Here is a 13,812-nt window from a genome sequence, read left to right as displayed (position 1 = left end):
CCTGCCCGACGTCCCGTCAGGTCGGCCCGGTCCAGTCCAGCGTCGGCTCCAACCAGCCCTCCAAAGTGAGCAGCCAGCGCTTGGTATCCAGCCCCACCCGCCCGTTGCCGAACCCGCCGAGCCCGTCCGCCGCCACCACCCGGTGGCAGGGCACCAGCACCGGCAGCGGGTTCGCGCCCATCATCTGACCCACCGTCCGGGCCGCCAGCCCGGGCGCCTCGGCCGGCGGGAAGACCCCGCTGCGCCGGGCCAGTTCGCCGTACGTCACCACCTCGCCGTACGGCACGGTGCCCAACAGGGCCTCCAGCACCGTGCGGTGCGGCCCCGTGGCCAGCCGCCAGTCCAGCGGCAGCCCCAGCCTGCGCACCCCGCCCGCGAAGTACGCCGCGAAGGCGTCCCGCACCGCCGCGCACCGGCGGTCCTCGGCGGCCCGGGGCAGGTCGACCGGCACGGTGTCGGCGAGGAACTGCACGGCGGCCACCCCGTCCGGGGTCACGCCCACCGCGAGCGGTCCGCTGGGCAGCGGGCTGGGCACCGTCAGCCACTCGATCCGGCCGGCGCTCACCGCGCGCCCCCGCCCGCCCGGACCAGGCTCGCACTCGCACTCGCACTGGCACTCGCGTTCGCGTTCGCCAGCAGCGCCAGCCGCTGTTCGGTCGCACTGCCCGGCTCGACCGTGTAGGCGACCAGCAACTGGTCCGGGTCGCCCGGCAGTTGGAGGGTCTCGTAGCCGAGTTCCAGCTCGCCGACCACCGAGTGGTGGAAGAGCTTGCGCCCCCAGGTCTTTTCCCGCACCTGGTGGTCGGCCCACATCTCACGGAACTCCGGGCTGCGCGCGGAGAGTTCGGCGACCAGCTCGGCCAGCTCCGGGTCGCCCGGGTGCCGGCCCGCGTCCAGCCGCAGGTAGCCGACCGTCTCGGCGGCCACCGCGGCCCACTGCGGGTAGAACTCCCGGGCGGACGGCGCGCAGAAGGTGTGCCACGCCGCGTTGCAGCGCTCCATCGCACCGAACCCGACCACGGCGTCGGCCAGGCCGTTCCAGGCCAGCACGTCCATCCGGCGGCCCAGCACGAAGACCGGCACCTCGGCCATCCGGTCCATCAGCAGCCGGATCCCCGGCCGCACGGTCTGCCCCGGCGCCGCGTCGGGGCGCGGCGGGTGGACCAGCAGGCGCAGGTGGTCGTGCTCCACCGGGTCCAGCCGGAGCACCCGGGCCACCGCGTCCAGCACCGCCTCGGAGACGCCGGCGCCCCGGCCCTGCTCCAGCCGGACGTAGTAGTCCACGCTCACCCCGGCCAGCATCGCGACCTCCTCGCGCCGCAGCCCCGGCACCCGCCGCCGCCCGTAGGCGGGCAGTCCGACCTCCTCGGGCTGGATGCGCGCCCGGCGCGAACGGAGGAACTCCCCCAGTGCGTTCTCCATGCCCCCAGCCTAGGCCCGCCGTTCCCTGGTACTGGCAGACCCAGGAAAAGCTCCACCCTGGGTGGCCGGTCGCGACCGGAGCAGGATCGTTCCCGTCAGCGAGTGAAGCGAACGAACGACCCGACAGGGAGCACGACATGAGCTACGACCTCACCGGCCGCACCGCCGTCGTCACCGGAGCCGCCTCCGGCATGGGCGAGGCCACCGCCCGACTGCTCGCCGCCGGCGGTGCCCGGGTGGCGCTGCTGGCCCGGCGGGCCGACCGGCTGGCCGAGTCGGCCGCGAAGATCGAGGCCGAGGGCGGCCGGGCGCTGGCGGTGCCGGTGGACGTGACCGACCAGGCCGCCGTGGAGCGGGCCGCCGAGGCCGTGCACCAGGCCTGGGGCCGGGTGGACCTGGTGGTGAACGCGGCCGGCGTGATGCTGCCCAACCCCGTGGCGGCCGGCCGGCTGGACGAGTGGACCAGGATGGTGGACACCAACCTGACCGGCGCGCTGCGCGTCATCGACGCCTTCCGGGCCGACCTGGTCGCGGCCGGCGCCGAGGGACGGGCGGCCGACCTGGTGAACGTTTCCTCGATCGGCTCGCACGTCACCTTCCCCGGCTACGCCGTCTACAGCGCCACCAAGGCCGCGCTGACCCACCTCTCGGCCGTGCTGCGCACCGAACTGGGCCCGCTGGACGTGCGGGTGACCAACGTGGAGCCCGGCCTGACCGACACCGAGCTGGGCAGCCACATCGACAACGCCGAGCTCTCCGCCCAGCTGGACGGGATGTTCCAGGTGATCCCGCCGCTCACCTCCGAGGACGTGGCCGACCTGATCGCCTGGACGGTCAGCCGACGCGCCGGGGTGAACCTGCGCCAGGCGATCGTACTGCCGACCCGTCAGGCCTGATCCGCCGTCACCTCGTCCAGCACCGGCTCGTCCACCAGGTCGACCGACTCGCCCGCCGGGCCGTGCAGTTCGAGCAGCACCAGCTCGTTGCGGCCGGACCGGAGCAGCGGGCCGGGTAGGTAGAGGGTCTGCTGCGGGCCGAGGTCCCAGAACCGGCCGAGCGGGAAGCCGTTCACCCAGCAGAAGCCCTTGCCGTGCCCGGCGGTGCGCACGAAGGTGTCGGCCGGGCGCTCGACCTCGAACTCGGCACGGCGCAGCACGGGTTGGCCGTCGAGGCCCGCCAACGGCCGCTCGGGGAAGTCCAGTTCGCCGAGATCGTCGAGCGGCAGCCGGAACATCCGCCACCCCATCAGCAGCTGCTGCCCGAGCCGCACCCCGCCGCTGATCCCCTTCCGCTCCCCCAGCGCCGGGCCGTAGTTGACCCGCCCCAGGTTCTCCACCAGCAGCTCCAGCCGGGCCCCGCCGGCCGGCACGGCCAGCTCGACCGGCCCGCCGGAGCGCCCGGTGCGGTCCAGCACGCCGACCGGGCGCCCGTCCAGGAACACCTGCGCGCGGTCGCCGAGCCCGTCCACCTGCAACTCGGCGGGGGCTCGCGGGCCGGAGACCTCGGTGCGGTAGAGCACCAGCCCGTAGGACTGGCCCAGTTGCTCCATCGAGCGCGGGTACGGCGAGGCGACCGGCTCGCCGTGCAGCCGCGCCAGCGGAAGCGGGGCGCAGAGCGCCAGGGTGCGCGGGGCCAGCCGCGCGGGCTCGTCGGCGGCGGGCGGCGGGGGCAGCTCGGTGTACTTGCCGAGCACCTCACGGAAGGCCCAGTACTTGGCGGTGGGGCGGCCGTCCTCGCTGATCGGGGCGTCGTAGTCGTAGCTGGTGACGGTGGGTTCGAGGCGCCCGCCGGTCAGGTTGGCGCCGTTCGACCAGCCGAAGTTGGTGCCGCCGTGCGCCATGTAGAGGTTCACCGAGGCGCCGGTGGCGAGGATCTCGTCCAGCGCCCGGGCCGCGTCGGCCGCGTCCCTGCGGTGGTGCGGCTCGCCCCACTGGTCGAACCAGCCGTTCCAGAACTCCATGCAGAACGGCGGGACGTCCGGGGCGTGCTTCCCCAGCACCGCGAAGTGCTCCGCCGCCCGGTCCCCGAAGTTCACGGTCGGCAGCACGCCGGGCAGGGTGCCGCCCTGCAACTGGGCGGGATCCGGCCCGTCCGAGGTGAACAGCAGGCACTCGGCACCGCGTTCCCGCAGCCCCCGCTCCAGCCGGCGCAGGTACTCGCCGTCGGTGCCGTACGACCCGTACTCGTTCTCCACCTGCAGGCCCAGCACCGGCCCGCCCCGCTCGGCGAGCAGCGGGACCAGCCGGGGCACCAGCTCGTCGAACCACCGCTCCACGGCCGCCAAGTAGCCCGGGTGCGCGCACCGCACCCGCATCCCCGGGTCGGCCAGCAGCCAGGCGGGCAGCCCGCCGAACTCCCACTCCGCGCAGATGTACGGGCCGGGCCGCACCAGGACGTGCAGCCCGGCCCGCTCCGCCGCCCGGACGAACCCGACCAGATCGAGCCGTCCGCCGAAGTCGTAGGCCCCGTGCCGGGGTTCGTGCAGGTTCCACGGCACGTACGTCTCGACCGTGTTGAGCCCCATCGCCCGGACCAGCCCGAGCCGGTGCTCCCACTGCTCCGGCAGCACCCGGAAGTAGTGCAGCGCCCCGGAGAGGATCCGCAGCGGCTCGCCGTCGAGGGCGAAGCCGTCCTGATGATGGGTGAGACGGGGCATCGGACGGCTCCCTGCGGGCTCGGCACGGTTGGCACTCGCCATCCTGCCCACGCCAGCGCCCCGGACACGGTCCGCACGCCCCCGGACACGACGAGCAGGCACGGATCGGGTGACATCGCCCGCGATGCGGTCCTGCCCGGCCTCCCGCGCCGTACGTTGGACGCATGACCATCGATGCCGCCACCTTCGCCCGCCTGCGCGAGATCGCGGACGAGCTGTCCCAGCTGCCCATGAAGCCCCGGGTGGAAATCGGCCCGCAGGGTCTGGTCATGATGCTGTCCCCGACCACGCCACACGGCCTGACAGTCATCTACCTGCGTCGGCAGTTGGAGCAGCAGGCCCCGGACACGCTCGTGTTCACGGACACGGACATGCAGGACAGTGCGCTGGGCCGTATGCGCGTGCCCGACCTCATGGTCCTTCCCACGGACCTGATCGACTCCCAGCCCCAGGCCGCCCTCAATCCCCGTGACATCGAGCTGGTGGTCGAGGTCGTCTCGAAGTCCAACCCCGAGAACGACTACCGCGACAAGATCGCCGACTACTCGGCGATGGGCATTCCGCTCTACCTCATCGTCGATCCCGGCCGCGGCACGGCCCAGGTGATGTCCGAACCGAACGGCACGGGCTACGGCGAGACCCGCACCTACGACTACGGCCAGCCCGTCCCGGTCGGCCGCTGGCTGATCAGCACCGACAACCTTCCCCGCTACCGCTGACCCGCCCGCCGGCGCGCGGGCGGGCGGGTCACGGAGGCCTCACCCCGCGAGCGCCTCGCGCAGGCGCTTCTTGTCCGGCTTGCCGACGGAGGTCAGCGGGATCGCGTCGACCAGGTGCAGGGCCGCCGGGGCGTAGATCCGGCCCTTGTTCGCGGTGACGAAGGCGCGGACCTCGTCCAGGGCGGGCCGCTCGCCCGGGGCGGGGACGACGGCGACGTGGACGTGTTCGGTCTGCTGGGCGTCGCGCACGCCGAAGACGGCGCACTGGGCGATCGCCGGGTGGGTGAGGAGCAGCTCCTCGACCTCGGTGGGGTAGACGTGGCCGCCGACCACGATGATCAGGTCCTTGCGGCGGTCGGCGAGGTAGAGGAAGCCGTCCGCGTCGAAGTAGCCGATGTCACCGGTGTGCAGCCAACCGCCGCGCAGCGTCTCGGCGGTGAGCTCGGGCTGCTTCCAGTACCCGGCCATCAGGGCCTCCGAGCGGACGTACACCTCGCCCTGTTCGCCGGTCGGCAGCTCGGTGCCGTCGGCGCCGCGGACCACCACCTCCACGAACGGGAAGGGGCGGCCGACCGGCAGCGGGCCGTCGTCGCCGAACCGGGCGAAGTCCTCCGGGGCGAGCATGGCGATCACCTGCGCCTCCGACATGCCGTAGAGGCTGATCAGGACCGGCCCGAACACCTTGATCGCCTCGCGCACCCGGGTCGGCGAGGCGGGCGAGCCGCCGTAGTCGATCCGCTCCAGGCTGGACAGGTCGGTGCGGCCGACGGCCGGGTGGTCGAGCAGTTGGTGCAGCAGCGGGGGCAGCAGCCACAGGTCGGTGATCCGCTCGCGCTCGATCGCGGCGAGCACCTCGCCCGGGTCGAAGGAGCGCTGGATGACCACCGAGCCGCCGCGGTGCAGCACCAGATCGGTGAGCACGCCGGCGAGGTGGGCCAGCGAGGTGGCGGCGAGCAGGCGGGGCCGCCGGTCGGCCTCGCGGTCGTCGATCGAGACGTCGAACATCGCCCGGTAGGGGCCGTGCAGGCTGAGGATGCCCTTGGGGATGCCGGTGGTGCCGCCGGTGTGGCGGATGCCGAGGTCGTCCTCGGGATCGACGCGCACGTCCGGCTCCTCGGCGGGCCGGCTCGCCGCGGCGGCGATCACGTCCTCGCCGATGCCGCCACCGCCCTGCGGCGCGGGCCCCAGGGTGAGGACGGTCGGCACGTCGATCAGCGGGAGCAACACGCCCGCATCCGCGAACCGTTCGGCGTCCACCAGCAGCAGGGTGGTGTCGACGCTGGCCACGATCTCGGCCAGTACCGGGGCGCTCATCCCGTCGTACAGGTTCACCACCCGCGCGCCCGCCAGGCCCGCGGCGTACCGGGCGGCGAGCGCCTCGGCGGTGTTCCCGGTGAGCAGCGTGACGGTAGCGCCGCGCGCCACGCCCCGGGCGATGAGCTCGTGCGCGAGGCGGTAGACGGCGGCGGCGAACTCGCCGGCCGTGATCCGCTCACCGTCGGCGGTGGTGACGGCCCGTCGGCCGGGATCGGCGGCGAGGGACCGCAGGATGAGGGCTGGTGCGCTGACGAACTCCGATTCGCTCATGGCCACTCCCTTGTGGTTTACAACCATGTCGCCAGGCTAACTCCACCCCCCGCCGTGCACCGGCGAGTTCCGGCCAGGCTCGGTGACGTGTCGGCGGCACCCCGGAGCGGCACGATATGACCCCTCGTCAGCACCGGTCGCACTGGTGCCCGATACTCCCCGGGTGACCACCGACGCCACCTCCGACACGCTCCGCGTCTCACCGCTGGAGGCCTTCCTCGACCTCGTCTTCGTCTTCACCATCACCCAGTTGACGGCCAGCCTGGTGCACCACCCCACGCCCGGCGGGCTGCTGCGGGTGCTGGTGATGCTGGCCGTGATCTGGTGGATGTACGACGCGTTCACCTGGCTCACCAACGCGATGCCGCCGGCCACCCACACCCGCCGCGCCCTGCTGCTGCTCACCATGGTGGCGTTCCTGGTGATCGCGATGACCATCCCGCACGCGTTCGAGGGCGAGGGCGCGGCGTTCGGCTGGGCGTACCTGGCGGTGGTGGCGCTGCACACCGGGATGTTCGCGGCCAACGGCGTCGCGCGGCACTCGGTGGCCCGGATGGGGGCGCTGAACGGGCTGAACGCGGGCATCGTGGTGGTCGGCGGGTATCTGGCCGGATCGGCGCAGTTGCTGCTCTGGACGCTGGCCTACGCGCTGCAGTTCGCCACGCCCCGGCTGGTCGACCTGCCCAACTTCCAACTCCGGCCGGACCACTTCGTGGAGCGGCACGGGCTGGTGGTGATCATCGCCTTCGGCGAGTCGGTGATCGCGCTGGGCACCGGGGCGGTCAGCCTGGCCGCCGGGCCGCTGGCGGTGGCGCTGCTCAGCCTGGCGGTCTGCGTGGCGCTCTGGTGGGCCTACTTCGGGCACGACGACGACACCCGGGCCGAGCACCACCTGGCCGTGCAGGGCGACGCCCGGCGGAACACGCTCGCGGTGCGCGTCTACAACCTGGGCCACTACTGGCTGCTGCTCGGGGTGCTGCTCTTCACCGCCGGCATCCACGTGGCGCTGGAGCGCCCGGGCGAGCCGCTCGGCTGGCCGGCGGCCGCCACGACGGCCGGCGGGGTGGTGCTCTACCTGCTGGTCAACTCGGTGATCCGGCAGACCATGCGGCTCGGGCCGTCCGGCCTGCGGCTGCTGGCGACCGGGCCGGTCGCGGCGACCGCACTGCTGGGCCGGCTGGTCGGCGGGCTGGTGGAGCTGGCCGCGATCGCCGCGCTCCTCGCCGCGCTGTTCGGCGGCGAGGAGCTGCGGCGGTACCGGGCGCGGCGCGCCTGACGGCCTGCCGGACAGCCCGCCGGACAGCCCGCCGGACAGCCCGTCAGGCGGCCAGCTCGCGACGGGCCCGGCCGGCCAGGATCGCCTCCCGGCGGTCCGAGAACGCGGTCGCCTGGCTGTCCAGCCGTCCGACGAACGCGGCCAGCTCCTCGCGGGCCCGCTCGCCCTGCGCCCCGAACCCGGTGCGCTCGAAGACCCGCAGCTGGCGCAGGATCGGCTGCACCACGTCGTCGTGGTGCAGCCGCAGGTCGTAGATGCCGGCCATGGCGATCTGCGCCGACTTGCGGCCGAAGTCCTTGATCGTGGAGCCCGGCATCTCGAAGCCGATCACCACGTCGGCGACCGCCCGCATCGCGGTGTCCGGGGCGATCTCGAAGGCCGCGGCGACCAGGTTGCGGTAGAAGAGCATGTGCAGGTTCTCGTCGGCGGCGATCCGGGCCAGCAGGCCGTCGCAGACCGGATCCTCGCTGTGCAGGCCGGTGTTGCGGTGCGAGATGCGGGTGGCCAGCTCCTGGAAGGCGGCGTAGGCGATGGCGTGCAGCGCGCTGAAGCCGTCGGGGCGCTGGTAACCGCCCGTCATGTGGGCCATCCGGGCCAGCTCCAGGGCCCGCGGGTCCACCGTGCGGGTCACCAGCAGGTAGTCGCGCAGCGCGGTGCCGTGCCGGGCCTCCTCGGCGGTCCAGCGGTTGACCCAGGTGCCCCAGGCGCCGTCCTGGCCGAACTGGGCGATCGCGAAGTGGTAGCCGGGCAGGTTGTCCTCGGTCAGCAGGTTGACCACCAGCGAGGTGCGGGCCACCTCGGAGAGCTTGGCCTCCTCCGGCACCCAGGCCTCGCCGTTCAGCGGGCCCTCGAAGTCGCGGCCCTGGCTCCACGGCACGTACTCGTGCGGGAACCAGTCCTTGGCCACGGCCAGGTGGCGGTCCAGGTTCTCGCCGACCACCGGCTGGAGGTCGGCGAGCAGCGCGTACTCGGCGCGGTCGGTCGTCGGGCTGGTCATATCGGGTTCCCCCCTCGGAACATGGAACAGGTCGGCTCAGCGGCCGGTGGCGGCCGAACAGCCGGTCTCGGCTCAGCAGCCGGTCGCGTGGACTCCGCCGTCCACGTGCAGCACCTCGCCGGTGGTGCGCGGGAACCAGTCCGACAGCAGCCCGACCACGCCGCGGGCGGCGGGCTCGGGGTCGGTCGGGTCCCAGCCGATCGAGGCGCGCTCGGCCCAGACCTCCTCGAAGCCGCCGTAGCCGGGGATCGAGGTGGCCGCCTTGGTCTTGATCGGGCCGGCCGCCACCAGGTTGCAGCGCACCCCGTGGCCGCCGAGGTCGCGGGCCAGGTAGCGGGAGGTGGACTCCAGCGCGGCCTTGGCCACGCCCATCCAGTCGTAGCTGGGCCAGCTGAACCGGGCGTCGAAGGTCAGGCCGACGATCGAGCTGCCCGGCGCGAGCAGCGGCAGCGCGGCCATCGCCAGCGACTTCAACGAGTAGGCGGAGACCTGCACCGCGGTGGCGACGTCGGTCCACTGCGCGTTCAGGAAGTTGCCGCCGAGGGCGTCCTTCGGGGCGAAGGCCACCGAGTGCACCACGCCGTCCAGCCCGTCCACGTGCTCGCGCACCTGCTCGGCCAGGCCGTCCAGCTGGGCCTGGTCGGTGACGTCCAGTTCGATCACCGGCGCCGGCTTGGGCAGCCGGGCGGCCACCCGGTTGACCAGGCTGAGCCGGCCGAACCCGGTGAGCACCACCTCGGCGCCCTGTTCCTGGGCCAGCCGGGCCACGTCGAAGGCGATCGAGGAGTCGGTGATGACCCCCGTCACCAGGATCCGCTTGCCGAGCAGCAGGTCACCCATGGGTCCGTCCCCCGTCCTCGGCGCGCTCGGCGGCCAGGAAGGCGGCCAGCCGGCCCACCCCGTCGATGATCTGGTCGTCGGTCAGGTAGCTGCAGGAGAGCCGCAGCTGGTGCGAGCCGCCGCCGTGCAGGTAGAAGTCGCCCATCGGGGTGAAGAGCACCCCGAACTCGCGGGCCGAGCGCTCCAGCGCGGCGTGGTCGACGGCCACCGGCACGTCCACCACCACGAAGAAGCCGCCGCGCGGCCGGTTCCAGCGCACCCCGTGCTCGGCGTGCCGGTCGGCCGGGAAGGTCCGCTCCAGCTCGGCGAGCAGGGTCTCCAACGCGTTGCGGTAGTGCTTGATGGCCTGCTCGTTGGCCTCCCGCAGCCGGCAGTCCAGCTCGATCAGCATGCCGCCGATGACCGCCTGGCTGACCGCCGAGGTGTTGACCGTCGTCATGCTCTTGATCTTGGAGAGCTGGTCGGCCAGCAGGGTGCGGCCGCCGTCGGCGGTGAGCACCTCCTGGTCGGCAACCAGGTAGCCGAGCCGGGCGCCCGGGAAGGCGGTCTTGGCGAAGGAGCCCAGGTAGACCACCCGGCGGGCGGTGTCCAGCGACTTCATGGTGGGCAGCGGCGAGCCCTCCCGGACGAAGAAGCCGTACGGGTTGTCCTCCAGGACCAGCAGGTCCTGCTCGCCGGCCAGCGCCAGCAGCTGGTGGCGCACCTCCAGCGGCAGGGTGCTGCCCGAGGGGTTGGCGAAGTCCGGCACCAGGTAGAGCGCGCGGGGCCGCTTGCCGGCCGCCCGCAGCTGGCGGGCCACCGCCGCCACCGCGGCCGGCTCCAGGCCGTCCGGGCCCTCCGGCACCGGGGCGACCTCGATGTCCAGCACCCGGGCCGCGCCGGTGATGCCGACGTAGGCCGGGGAGCTGACCAGCAGCACGTCGTCGGGGCCGGCGCAGAGCGCGCGCAGCGCGAGCAGCATCGCCTCCTGGCAGCCGACGGTGACCACCACCGACTCGGCGGGCACCTCGATGCCCTCGTCGTTGGCCAGGGTGCGGGCGATCAGCTCGTGGATCTGGCCGTTGGTGCGGCCGTACTGGAAGAGCCGGGTGCGCACCTGGTCGCGGTCCAGGCCGTCGGCCGCCAGCCGGTCCAGGTAGCTGCGCAGGTAGGACTCGATCTGCTCGACCTCGAAGAAGCCCTCGTACGGGCGCCCGGGGGCGAAGGAGACGGCCTCGGGGAAGCGGCCGGTCACCTCGTTGAGGAAGTTCATCGCGTCCAGCACCGGGTCGCTCAGCGAGCCGTGCAGCTCGGCCTGGCGCAGCAGCACCGGGGCCTGCGGGGCCAGCTTGCGGCGCAGGAAGCCGGCCGCCTGGCCCATCGCGGTGCGGCCCGCCGCCAGCACGCCGGACATCGCGAAGAAGCCGTGCACCACGCCGTCGTAGCGGGTCAGTTCGACCTCGACGCCGGCCGCGGCGAGCTTGGCCGCGTAGGCCTCGCCCTCGTCGCGCAGCGGGTCGTACTCGGCGGTGATCACCAGGGCCGGGGGGAGGCCCGAGTGGTCGCCCGCGCGCAGCGGGGAGGCCAACGGGTCGGCGCCGTCGGCCTGGTCGGCCAGGTAGTGCTTCCAGTACCAGTCGACCGACAGCTGGTTGAAGAAGAGCGGGTCGTCGTTCTCCGCCATCGAGGCGGTGGCCGAGGCGTGGTCGGTGTTCGGGTAGACCAGCAGCTGGGCGGTGATCGCCGGGCCGTCCTGGTCGCGGGCCAGCAGGCTGACGACGGCGGCCAGGTTGCCGCCCGCGCTGTCGCCGCCGACCGCGAGGCGGGCCGGGTCGCCGTCGAACCGGGGGGCCTGCTCGGCGGCCCAGCGCAGCGCCGCCAGGCAGTCGAACACCGCGGCGGGGAAGGGGTGTTCGGGCGCCAGCCGGTAGCCGACCGAGACGGTGACGCAGCCGGCCGCGTTGGTCAGCGCCCGGCAGATCGCGTCCGAGGTGTCGATGCTGCCCAGGGTCCAGCCGCCGCCGAAGAAGTAGACCAGCACCGGGAACGGGCCTTCGCCCTCGGGCCGGTAGACCCGGACCGGCAACGGGCCGTCGGGGCCCGGCAGTTCGGTGTCGGTGACGGCGCCCACCGGCTCCGGCCGGCCGGCCTCGGACTGGATCGCGGCCAGGTCGGCCGCCCGGGCCTCGTCGATGCCCAGTGTGTAGAGCGGGCGCACCGCGGCGGCGGCCTTGGCCGCGCGCATGGCCTGCACCTGGGGGTCGAGTGGCATGGTCGTTTCTCCAGGACTTGAGCGCTCGTCAGGCGACGGTCAGCAGGGCGGGCGGGTCGCAGAGCAGGGCCGGATCGGTGGCCGCCGACCGCAGCCGCCGCAGGATCGCGGTGGCCGCCTTCTGGTAGGCGGTGTCGTCGTCGTGCAGCAGCGCGGTGCTGTTGGCACCGTCGAGCAGGGACAGCAGCTCGAAGGCCAGGGTCGCGGGATCGGTGTCGGCAGTGAGCTCGCCGGCCTCGATCGCCGCCACGATCACCCGCTCGACGTAGTGGATCCACTCGCGCTGAGCACCGGCCAGCAGATCGCGGACCGGCCCCGGGCGGGCCGCGAACTCGACCGAGGTGGCGAAGAAGAAGCAGCCGCCGGGAAAAACCCGGCCCATCGAACTACGCAGCCAACTGTCGCACAGCAAACGCACCTTGACAATCCCTTCGGGGAGTTGCCGATTCGGCGTGATGAGGTGCTCAAGATAGAAACTGATGGCCGATCGCACGGTGGCCAGCTGCAGCTCCTCCTTCGAGCCGAACAGCGCGAAGATACCACTCTTGCTGATGCCCACCTCGGCGGCCAGGCGGCCGAGCGAAATGTTCTCCAGTCCTTCCACCGACGCTATCTCGGCGGCCCGCTGGAGGACTGTTCGGCGCGTCAGGTTCCCCCGCGCGATTCGTGCGTCACCCACGTGTCGACTCCCATTGTCGCGCGCTTGTCGGAGGCACTCCTGCTGTTCACCGTGTTCACTTCTTCGCCCCGGCGTGTCGGCCCGGCGGTCCTTGACCCGCCCTCGACGGCGCCACCATGATATTAAGTGAACGACCGTGCGGTCACAACGCTCGAAGTCGATCGTGCGGGGGACAGGAGCAGACAGGTGCTTGACATAGCAAGCTACGAGTCGGCTGCCCAGGGGGTGCTGACCGAGCAGGTCTGGGACTTCATCCAGGGCGGCAGCGGCAGCGAGTCCGCCCTCGCCGCCAACCGCGCGGCGCTGGACCGGCTGCGGATCCGACCACGGGTCCTGGTGGACGTCTCACAGTGCTCGACCGCGACCACGGTGCTCGGCGCGCCGCTGGCCGCACCACTGGGCGTGGCCCCGATGGCCTACCACCGGCTGGCCTGCCCGGACGGCGAGACCGCCACCGCCGAGGCGGCCGGCAAGGCCGGCTCGCTGCTCACCGTCAGCATGTTCGCCAGCCGCACCCTGGAGGACATCGCCGCCGCCGCGAGCGGGCCGCTGTGGCTCCAGCTCTACTGGCTGCGCGAGCGGCAGGCCCTGGTCGAACTCGCCGCACGGGCCGCCGCGGCCGGCTTCCAGGCCCTGGTGCTGACGGTGGACGCGCCGCGGGTGGCCCGCCGCCCGCGCGACGTGCGCAGCGGCTTCAGCGTGCCCGGCGACATCCGGGCGGTGAACCTGCCGGCCGCGCTGATGTCCAGCTCGCACCGGCGCACCGAGGGCGCCTCGGCGATCGAGAAGCACTCCCGCGAGCAGTTCGACTCCTCGATCACCTGGGCCGACCTGGCCTGGCTGCGCGAGCGCACCGGGCTGCCGCTGATCCTCAAGGGCGTGCTGACCGCCGAGGACGCGCGGCTCGCGCTGGCCCACGGCGCGTCGGGCGTGGTGGTCTCCAACCACGGCGGCCGGCAGCTGGACAGCGCGGTGGCCTCGGCCGACGCCCTGCCCGAGGTGGTGGACGCGGTGGCCGGGCGGGCCCTGGTCGCGGTGGACGGCGGGATCCGGCACGGCGGCGACCTGCTGAAGGTGCTGGCGCTCGGCGCCGACCTGGCGATGGTTGGCCGACCAGTCTTCTGGGGGCTGGCCCAGGGCGGCGCGACCGGAGCGGCCGAGGTGCTGCGACTGCTCACCGAAGAACTCGACGAGGCGATGGCACTCTCCGGGTGCCCGCGGCTCACGGAAATCACCCGTGCCCTGATCACTTCCCGATAAATTCATCCGCAATTCTCCGAGCGCCGCGGCGGCCCACCTGGGCCGCGGCGCATTTCGACATTCCTTCACAACCGCTTCCTGAAGTTTCAGACTACTCGGGCGTAACTTTCCGCCGTCGGTTGACC

12 protein-coding genes are annotated in these 13,812 nt (G+C 73.1%); 4 read left to right on the top strand and 8 right to left on the bottom strand.

Annotated features, from left to right (window positions below; genetic code table 11):
- Nucleotides 1–16: 16 nt before the first annotated feature.
- Both FHX73_RS15525 and FHX73_RS15520 read right to left on the bottom strand, forming a co-directional pair.
- Nucleotides 17–565 (bottom strand): methylated-DNA--[protein]-cysteine S-methyltransferase, encoded by a 549-nt coding sequence (locus FHX73_RS15525; protein WP_145905573.1) that lies wholly within the window; start codon nucleotides 563–565, stop codon nucleotides 17–19.
- Complete coding sequence (locus FHX73_RS15520) at nucleotides 562–1,422, bottom strand: helix-turn-helix transcriptional regulator (protein ID WP_145905572.1); 861 nt, start codon at nucleotides 1,420–1,422, stop codon at nucleotides 562–564. Before FHX73_RS15520 ends, FHX73_RS15525 begins: the two co-directional genes overlap by 4 nt.
- Nucleotides 1,423–1,559: 137 nt before the next feature.
- Between FHX73_RS15520 and FHX73_RS15515 the strand changes: the two genes are divergently transcribed.
- The gene (locus tag FHX73_RS15515; protein WP_145905571.1) at nucleotides 1,560–2,318 is read left to right on the top strand and encodes an SDR family oxidoreductase; all 759 of its coding nucleotides are present in this window, start codon (nucleotides 1,560–1,562) and stop codon (nucleotides 2,316–2,318) included.
- Here FHX73_RS15515 and FHX73_RS15510 read toward each other — a convergent pair.
- Complete coding sequence (locus tag FHX73_RS15510; RefSeq protein ID WP_211786206.1) at nucleotides 2,309–4,078, bottom strand: glycoside hydrolase family 35 protein; 1,770 nt, start codon at nucleotides 4,076–4,078, stop codon at nucleotides 2,309–2,311. The genes FHX73_RS15515 and FHX73_RS15510 overlap by 10 nt on opposite strands.
- A 164-nt stretch (nucleotides 4,079–4,242) precedes the next feature.
- Here FHX73_RS15510 and FHX73_RS15505 point away from each other — a divergent pair, with 164 nt between their 5' ends.
- Nucleotides 4,243–4,797 carry a Uma2 family endonuclease gene (locus tag FHX73_RS15505; RefSeq protein WP_145905569.1) on the top strand — a complete coding sequence of 185 codons (555 nt, stop codon included), beginning with the start codon at nucleotides 4,243–4,245 and terminating at the stop codon, nucleotides 4,795–4,797.
- Nucleotides 4,798–4,836: 39 nt separating this feature from the next.
- Here the strand turns inward: FHX73_RS15505 and FHX73_RS15500 are convergent, their stop codons facing one another.
- A complete protein-coding gene (locus tag FHX73_RS15500) occupies nucleotides 4,837–6,384 on the bottom strand; it encodes an AMP-binding protein (RefSeq protein WP_145905568.1) in 1,548 nt (515 codons plus the stop codon).
- A gap of 163 nt (nucleotides 6,385–6,547) precedes the next feature.
- Between FHX73_RS15500 and FHX73_RS15495 the strand changes: the two genes are divergently transcribed.
- On the top strand, nucleotides 6,548–7,660 hold the full coding sequence (locus tag FHX73_RS15495; RefSeq protein ID WP_170304930.1) for a low temperature requirement protein A: 1,113 nt from the start codon (nucleotides 6,548–6,550) through the stop codon (nucleotides 7,658–7,660).
- Between the two features lie 43 nt (nucleotides 7,661–7,703).
- Here the strand turns inward: FHX73_RS15495 and FHX73_RS15490 are convergent, their stop codons facing one another.
- The 4 genes from FHX73_RS15490 to FHX73_RS15475 form a co-directional block, all read right to left on the bottom strand.
- Nucleotides 7,704–8,657, bottom strand: a complete 954-nt coding sequence (locus tag FHX73_RS15490) for an acyl-ACP desaturase (RefSeq protein ID WP_145905566.1) — start codon at nucleotides 8,655–8,657, stop codon at nucleotides 7,704–7,706.
- Nucleotides 8,658–8,729: 72 nt separating this feature from the next.
- Nucleotides 8,730–9,497 carry an enoyl-ACP reductase FabI gene (fabI, locus tag FHX73_RS15485; protein WP_145905565.1) on the bottom strand — a complete coding sequence of 256 codons (768 nt, stop codon included), beginning with the start codon at nucleotides 9,495–9,497 and terminating at the stop codon, nucleotides 8,730–8,732.
- Complete coding sequence (locus FHX73_RS47515; protein WP_145905564.1) at nucleotides 9,490–11,748, bottom strand: aminotransferase class I/II-fold pyridoxal phosphate-dependent enzyme; 2,259 nt, start codon at nucleotides 11,746–11,748, stop codon at nucleotides 9,490–9,492. Before FHX73_RS47515 ends, fabI begins: the two co-directional genes overlap by 8 nt.
- Before the next feature lie 28 nt (nucleotides 11,749–11,776).
- Entirely contained in the window at nucleotides 11,777–12,427 is a 651-nt protein-coding gene (locus tag FHX73_RS15475; RefSeq protein WP_145905563.1) for a TetR/AcrR family transcriptional regulator, read from the bottom strand.
- 186 nt (nucleotides 12,428–12,613) lie between these two features.
- On the opposite strand from FHX73_RS15475, the gene FHX73_RS15470 reads away from it, so the two are divergent.
- On the top strand, nucleotides 12,614–13,687 hold the full coding sequence (locus FHX73_RS15470) for an alpha-hydroxy acid oxidase (protein WP_145905562.1): 1,074 nt from the start codon (nucleotides 12,614–12,616) through the stop codon (nucleotides 13,685–13,687).
- Nucleotides 13,688–13,812 lie beyond the last annotated feature (125 nt).

This window comes from Kitasatospora viridis (genome assembly GCF_007829815.1).
GTDB lineage: Bacteria > Actinomycetota > Actinomycetes > Streptomycetales > Streptomycetaceae > Kitasatospora > Kitasatospora viridis.
The sequence above is the reverse complement of the archived record's forward strand: the minus strand, read 5'-3'. Positions and strand labels throughout refer to the sequence as shown.